General features: G+C 42.3%; 5 protein-coding genes and 1 pseudogene. 1 reads left to right on the top strand and 5 read right to left on the bottom strand.

Annotated features, from left to right (window positions below; genetic code table 11):
• Window positions 1-635: 635 nt before the first annotated feature.
• The 4 genes from TW84_RS22455 to TW84_RS22470 all read right to left on the bottom strand — a co-directional run bounded on the left by TW84_RS22455 (window position 636) and on the right by TW84_RS22470 (window position 5,338).
• Window positions 636-2,372: a methyl-accepting chemotaxis protein gene (locus TW84_RS22455; protein WP_045977835.1), complete on the bottom strand. Its 1,737-nt coding sequence runs from the start codon at window positions 2,370-2,372 to the stop codon at window positions 636-638.
• A 953-nt stretch (window positions 2,373-3,325) separates the two neighbouring features.
• Window positions 3,326-3,757: a hypothetical protein gene (locus TW84_RS22460; RefSeq protein ID WP_205622510.1), complete on the bottom strand. Its 432-nt coding sequence runs from the start codon at window positions 3,755-3,757 to the stop codon at window positions 3,326-3,328.
• A 332-nt stretch (window positions 3,758-4,089) separates the two neighbouring features.
• On the bottom strand, window positions 4,090-4,839 hold the full coding sequence (locus tag TW84_RS22465) for a hypothetical protein (RefSeq protein WP_045977837.1): 750 nt from the start codon (window positions 4,837-4,839) through the stop codon (window positions 4,090-4,092).
• A 112-nt stretch (window positions 4,840-4,951) separates the two neighbouring features.
• Entirely contained in the window at window positions 4,952-5,338 is a 387-nt protein-coding gene (locus TW84_RS22470) for a hypothetical protein (protein ID WP_045977838.1), read from the bottom strand.
• 176 nt (window positions 5,339-5,514) lie between these two features.
• Here TW84_RS22470 and TW84_RS22475 point away from each other — a divergent pair, with 176 nt between their 5' ends.
• Complete coding sequence (locus tag TW84_RS22475) at window positions 5,515-5,787, top strand: hypothetical protein (RefSeq protein ID WP_157634086.1); 273 nt, start codon at window positions 5,515-5,517, stop codon at window positions 5,785-5,787.
• 143 nt (window positions 5,788-5,930) lie between these two features.
• On the opposite strand, the pseudogene TW84_RS24650 reads toward TW84_RS22475, so the two are convergent.
• Window positions 5,931-6,322, bottom strand: a pseudogene (locus TW84_RS24650) (hypothetical protein); the annotation flags it as partial.

Consider the following 6,322-nt stretch of genomic DNA (forward strand, 5'->3'; position numbering starts at 1 on the left):
CAAATAGAGTTGAGAACCTTTAGAACATGATCGTCTGTGCGCTTTGGCATGGTAACCTCCAACAGGAAAACATTTCCATCACCACACAGAGACCCCATAACAAAGGGTGGTGAACTGAACAAGGTTGATACTACCGCACACATGGAAACGGCCAGCCTCCCCGAAAGGAGCTGCCTCGCCCAGCCCACCGTAATACCGAATCGAAATGCGCATTAAGTCATGCGATTTAGATTTCTACAGATGTGCCTAGGCCGCACATGATGGAGGCTAAGGTTCAGCCGGCATCTATGCGCCATGTGTAAGGTGCGGGGTATCAATCCCGGCACTGGATTTTGCCAGTGCTTTTGCAGGATATCGCTGGGGTTCAGAAGAGTCAACGGTTTCATCGCGTAGGCCGATTAACTGGTCAAAAATCAGTATCTTGTAAAGAGGTGTGTTAACAATGTGTCGAGTAAAGGATGAGGTTTAGACAAGGCCGTCACAGTAGATGTCACTAGAGCGGTGGTCACTGAATTAATTATAGGTACAGCTCACTTCCTCTCAGAAGATTCATGAACTGGCGCTGAGCGCCAGTTCATAGAATCAAAGTCCGAGATTTATTAACCACTACATAGAAAGCACAACGCATTAAAAAGTTAAGTGCGAATGTGAGCGATGGCCTGATTTAGATCGTCGACGTTATGCTGTAAGTCGACGACAATCGGTTCCAGTTGGTTGATCGCCTCATTCATATTCGAAGAAAGGTTCTTGATATTGACCAAATTGCCTGAAATCTCATCACTCACAGCCAACTGCTCTTCCGTTGCGGTCGCAATTGACGAGTTAAGCTTGTGGATTTCAGTGGCTGACCCCTGAATGGTACTCAGTGCATCGTTGGCAACACGCATATTTGAGCGTGTCGATTGCATTTTATCCGCACTACTTTCGATAGTCACCGTCGACTCTTTGGCTTTGTCTTGCAACGTGGAGATGATACTCTCAATTTCACCTGTCGAGTCTTGAGTGCGTTGAGCGAGAGAACGCACTTCGTCAGCCACTACGGCAAAACCTCTACCTTGCTCACCCGCACGAGCCGCTTCAATCGCAGCGTTCAGCGCCAGAAGGTTGGTCTGCTCGGCGATGGCTTTAATCACGTCTAACACATTACCGACATTGTTTGACTCTTCGGCCAACTGCTGAATGATTTGCGAGGTATTAGTAAACTCGCCCTCTAGCTGGGTAAATTCGTTAGATGTTTTATCGAACACATTTTTACTCGTGGAGGCATCTTTTTCCGCACTGCCAGCATATTGCTCGGCCATATTGGTGCTCTCTGCGACATTAGACAATGCCGTCGTCATTTCTTCCATTGCAGTCGCAGCCATTTCCATCTCTTGATTCTGCTGGTTGGCAATATCGATGTTTTTATGAGTGATTGATTGAATAGACTGAGAAATGTTAGAAATAGTGGCATTAACCTGATTAATCTTGCTGATGGTTTCGCCATAACTGATAAGGACTTTATTGATGGTCGTCCCTATAATACCGAGCTCGTTGTTGCTTTTATCATCAACACGCAGAGTTAAGTCTGAGTCAGTGTCTACTTGTTGGAGTAGCGTCGCCATTTGGTCAATCGGTTTTACCACCCGACGATTAACTAGGAAATAGCCAATAATTGCAATAACAAACACCGCGATCAAAGAAATATTGCCGATGAGAACAGTATTCTGAACCTTCTGAGCCGCGTGTTTAAATTGGCGGTTGGTCCGTGATTCCAACTCTTTAAAGAAAGCATCAATCGGTGCCATGATCTTGGCTTTTTCTTGGTGATATTCTTTGCTATGTAGTAGGCTCGCCGCCATGACTAAGTCTGGTTCGCCTCGGCGAGTATAATTGCCTGAACTGTCAGGGTAGAGCCCTTTTACCGCATTCATGGCTTTTACTTCCATATTTACTAAGGCGTCAGAATTTTTTTGGGCTTGCTGTAAGAGTTTAAATTCAGACTCACTAAAGCCCAGATTTTCCATCATTTGTTCGAGAGACACACGCTGTCCATCGGGTTTGGGTTTCTGACCATAATTCAGCACGAGATCCCAATAGATGGTGTGATAGTTCTCTGGTCGAGGTTTCTGACCATTGCGAATAGCCAGTATGTCCATATACATTTTTTCGTAGGTATCATCAGCCGTCACAACATAAGTTCGCCCCAAACGAGTCAAGTCATCAGAGCTTTGACGTAGCTCATCGGCGGCTTGATAAGATTGGTAACGGATTCGCGCCATCTCATCGACTTTTTTCAACAAATCGTTTAACTGCAGCACAGTCACCACGCTGATCACAATGCCCAGAGCAATAACCCCGAACACCAACTTCATGGTATTGTTTATGTTCATACTGTTGATTCCTTTTACTCATTGAATCAACCGACGTTGTGTATGTTGCAGATGAATGGCTAACCGTTATTATATTAGAGAGCTGACCTTGTGTTTCCAGAGCACCACTTCTTAACGAAACAAGGCGTCTTTCTGTGTTTTACACCCATAGCCTTAAACTTAGTCTATTCCTTTCGGCTTAGCGAATGGAGTGGCTCAATCAGGCTATGTGGATACCTCTTATATTGGTCGCTATATAAGTACTCCTAAACAGTCACCATTGGCGAAATACCAGTCAGAATTTATTGAGGTGCTCGATAATATGAGGAAAAATGGCGAGATAACCGAAATTTATAAGAAAAACAACTTAACGCCAATCATTCAATCGTTGCCTTAGCTTTTTAAGGACTTTCAGAATATGGTCGGCCGTGAGCTTTGGCATGGTAACCTCCAACAAGAAAACATTTCCATCACCACACAGAGACCCCATGACAAAGGGTGGTGAACTGAACAAGGTTGATACTACCGCGCACTCGGAACGCCCAGCCCACCGTAATACCAACTGGGTTATTCAAAAAAGAAACACATCCATTTTCTACAGGCGCGCTAAGGCACACATAGTGCGAACCAAAACTTTGGTTAGCGGCTATGTGTAGAGTGCAATAAGGCGGGGTATCAATCCCGATACTGGATTTTTCCAGTGCTTTTGAGGACATCGCTGGGGTTCAGAAGAGTCAACGCTTTCAGCGCGTAGGCCGATTAAGTGGTCAAAAATCAGTACCTTGTAAAGAGGTGTGTTAACAATTTGTCGAGTAAAGGATGAGGTTTAGACAAGGCCGTCACAGAAAACGGCTTCTATTGTTTAAGGCTGAGAAGAGATTCAGAACACAACAAAAAGATACAGCTGCATTTGGACATAAAAAACCAATGTTTTCTTGCTCAGCTATTAACTGAGTTTATTAAGCCGCCTTTTTCTACGGAGCAAAGTATCGAGCACACTCTGAAGCTGTAAGCCCAACACAAGTGACGGCTTTCTCATCGAGTGCCTTGCTAGTCTTCTTTTTATGCAGATCTTGAATAACTAAATACCCCCAATAACCTTGTCGCGTAGTGGCAATAATTTCTTCTCCAATCGAAAAATAATGAGACGCTATGTCGTTTGCATCATATTTAAGGTCTCTTTCTCCGTCGTTGATACACAAATACTTTATTGTTCCACCTTTAACGGAGCGTTCACCTTTACAAGTTACTATGAAGTTGATTTTAACAACCTCGTCACCTAGATATCTTTCATTGGGAACTGTTATACCTATTCTTATTAAGATAAACAGCAGAAGAACAATAAATGGTAACAAACGGGTTGTTGAATTAGGGCGCTTTCCAAAATTACCGTGTTCCACAATCATTGTTTCGGCGCGTTTAACTCTTCTAATTTTGTAGATGTAAAAAATCGCTGTAAAAATGACTGCCAGGAAAGCTGAAAAATAAGTTAAAACGCCATTGTCGAGGGTATTTTGATATACCGAAAACCTTGCCTTAAACACGAGAAACGAGACAAAAATCAATGGGGCTATAAATGTTATAATCTGAATACTTCCTCCTCAAGTGCTAACTGACTTGTAACATACCACAAAACGAATCCAAGCCACCTAAAACACAGAGCAAGCTTTGAAGTAAACTTGCCGAGTATTGGCTATTTAATCAAACACTTACTTAAAGACAAGCTTCAAGTTTCTTATTAATCCCCTGTATTCTCCGAGGCGATAACGTCTTGTATAGGTAGCTCCTCGTAAGTCATCACGTGAGTATGCTCACTCGGTACCAATATGACTTTCCCCCGAGGTCGATAGTTTTTGTTAGTCACTAGGTACATCTCATCGATATCCATACCCAGATTTGAAAACTTGCCTATCACTATCACGCTCATACCTTTTTTAGCGGCGGCCCAAATCTCTTTGTCTCCGTAGCAAATACGCTCAAACCTTTCTAAATATAAGCCACCTTTGCACGCCGGTTTTGCTCCTGTTATAAATCGACTTGTTTTCCCTTTCACTGCTAAATGCAATGCCGCTTCCTTACTATTGTAAATGTGCACGACTTGCACAAAAAGGGTTAACACGCCAGCAAAAAGTAAGCCGTGTATCATTAAAAAACCCACAAATGAGTAGCACAACTCTTTGCAAGATAATTTCTCATCTGAAGAGCACTGTTTTCTCACTAGCCACGCAAAGCAGACTACACCAGATGATATATACAGCATCCAGTTGATATCCACTATCTGCTCTGGCCAATCAAACTTATACCAATTGTCTGGCCACATAAGAACCACAAACCCAATCAAAGACAGCATCGTCCAAATAAAAACCAACGCGCCTAACAATGTCTTGGGTTTTATTCGTGCTATCAGCAGTTTCCAACCATTTTGGTCGTTGTTGTCCAAATTTATTGGTTTTTTGTCCAATCCCATATGTTCACTGAGTTTAATCATGGTTTCGTCAAGGTCATCTCTAGGTCAGCCAACTGGTGAATTAAATTATTCCAGACCACCAAATGTAACCAGTCATCTGGATTGGGAAACGTCATTGCCAATCTTGCCATTACTACCAAATATTAAGTACCGTAATAAACCTGCGCTTTTCAACGGAGTGCCTGCCAATCATTTTAACTTGCGAAGGAACAAAGCTATTTTCTTTGTAAACGGGTTGGACCTCTAAGCGATTAATCAGCTTATCCTTGATTAAACTAAGTACATTCTGTGTATTCTGCTCGTGTGCCGCCGAAATATCTTCAGGGACGAACACGATATTCCTAGGTTCATTTTTGCCACCTAATTCAGTCGGTAAGAGCAGCACTTCAAATAATTCTCCTCGCTGTACGAGTTCCAATGCTTTTTCTCGCGTATCTACCTCAGAAAAATCAGGAGTTGGTTCTGCATTAACCACAGCAATCAATAGAAAACTGAAAGCCACTGCGATGAGCTTTTTCATGTATTCTCCGTTAGGTTTTAATTAGGTCGTGAGCAGCGACAATCGCAATTGTGCTGCAAACACTGAAGCGGGTACATACCGAAAGTGACAAACGTTGCGAATCCGCTTAAATAGATTGCTAAATGCAATCGATTAATTATCCTTTCTATTCAATCACTAAACAACCGAGCTCAACAATGGAATTCGAAGATTTAGCCAAGATACTTTGCAGAGAACTCACGCTAGAGTCAAAATCAGGCCATACTTTCAACTGGAATTATCGAGGTGATAATAAAATTGCCATAAAACCACAAGGTTTTGATACTAACGCACTGACGTTACGTCAAACAACATCAGACTTGGTTATTGAAGTCACAGACTCTGGAACCAATGACTACTTGTATAAAGAAACCAGTATTACAAAGGCGACTGCCCTCGGCCTTAAAGCACTGTCAAACAAAATCAAATAGTCATACCTATATCACCGGACGTTACCGAAATAGCGAGACGAGATAGATAATTTTGTTGTTTGAAAAGCATTGGCTGCTATCGCAGCCAATAGAGTGTGGTAGCCTTAAAACGGGCTGAAAGCAGATATGTGTTAGGTGTCAATCTAATTGAGTAGTCGCTCTTCATCACCTTGCTGTTGATGATAGAACTTTGCTTCTTCTATTTTTTGCTTTGATTCTTCTTCAGTCAAAACTTCTTGCTCAGCTAACCATTTGAACTTATTGATTTCATTAGTTAGATCATTGTCAACGTTAACATCGGCATACCAAGCTAGGAGCTGTGCCTTGCGTCGACTCATTAATTCGTTAACGATAGCATCATGCTGTTTATCATGAATGATGTGCAATCTAGCATTGTCAGTTTTGTATATTGTGTAGGTAACTTTTGATATTACTGACCAAGCCAAACAAGCGGCGCCTATAAGAATCCACATCAGATCGATATAAAGTGACTCTCGAGTAATGCTACCGTAAACACCAGGGCGGGAGCATACTT

The sequence above is a fragment of the Vibrio neptunius genome, from assembly GCF_000967495.1.
GTDB classification, from domain to species: domain Bacteria; phylum Pseudomonadota; class Gammaproteobacteria; order Enterobacterales; family Vibrionaceae; genus Vibrio; species Vibrio neptunius.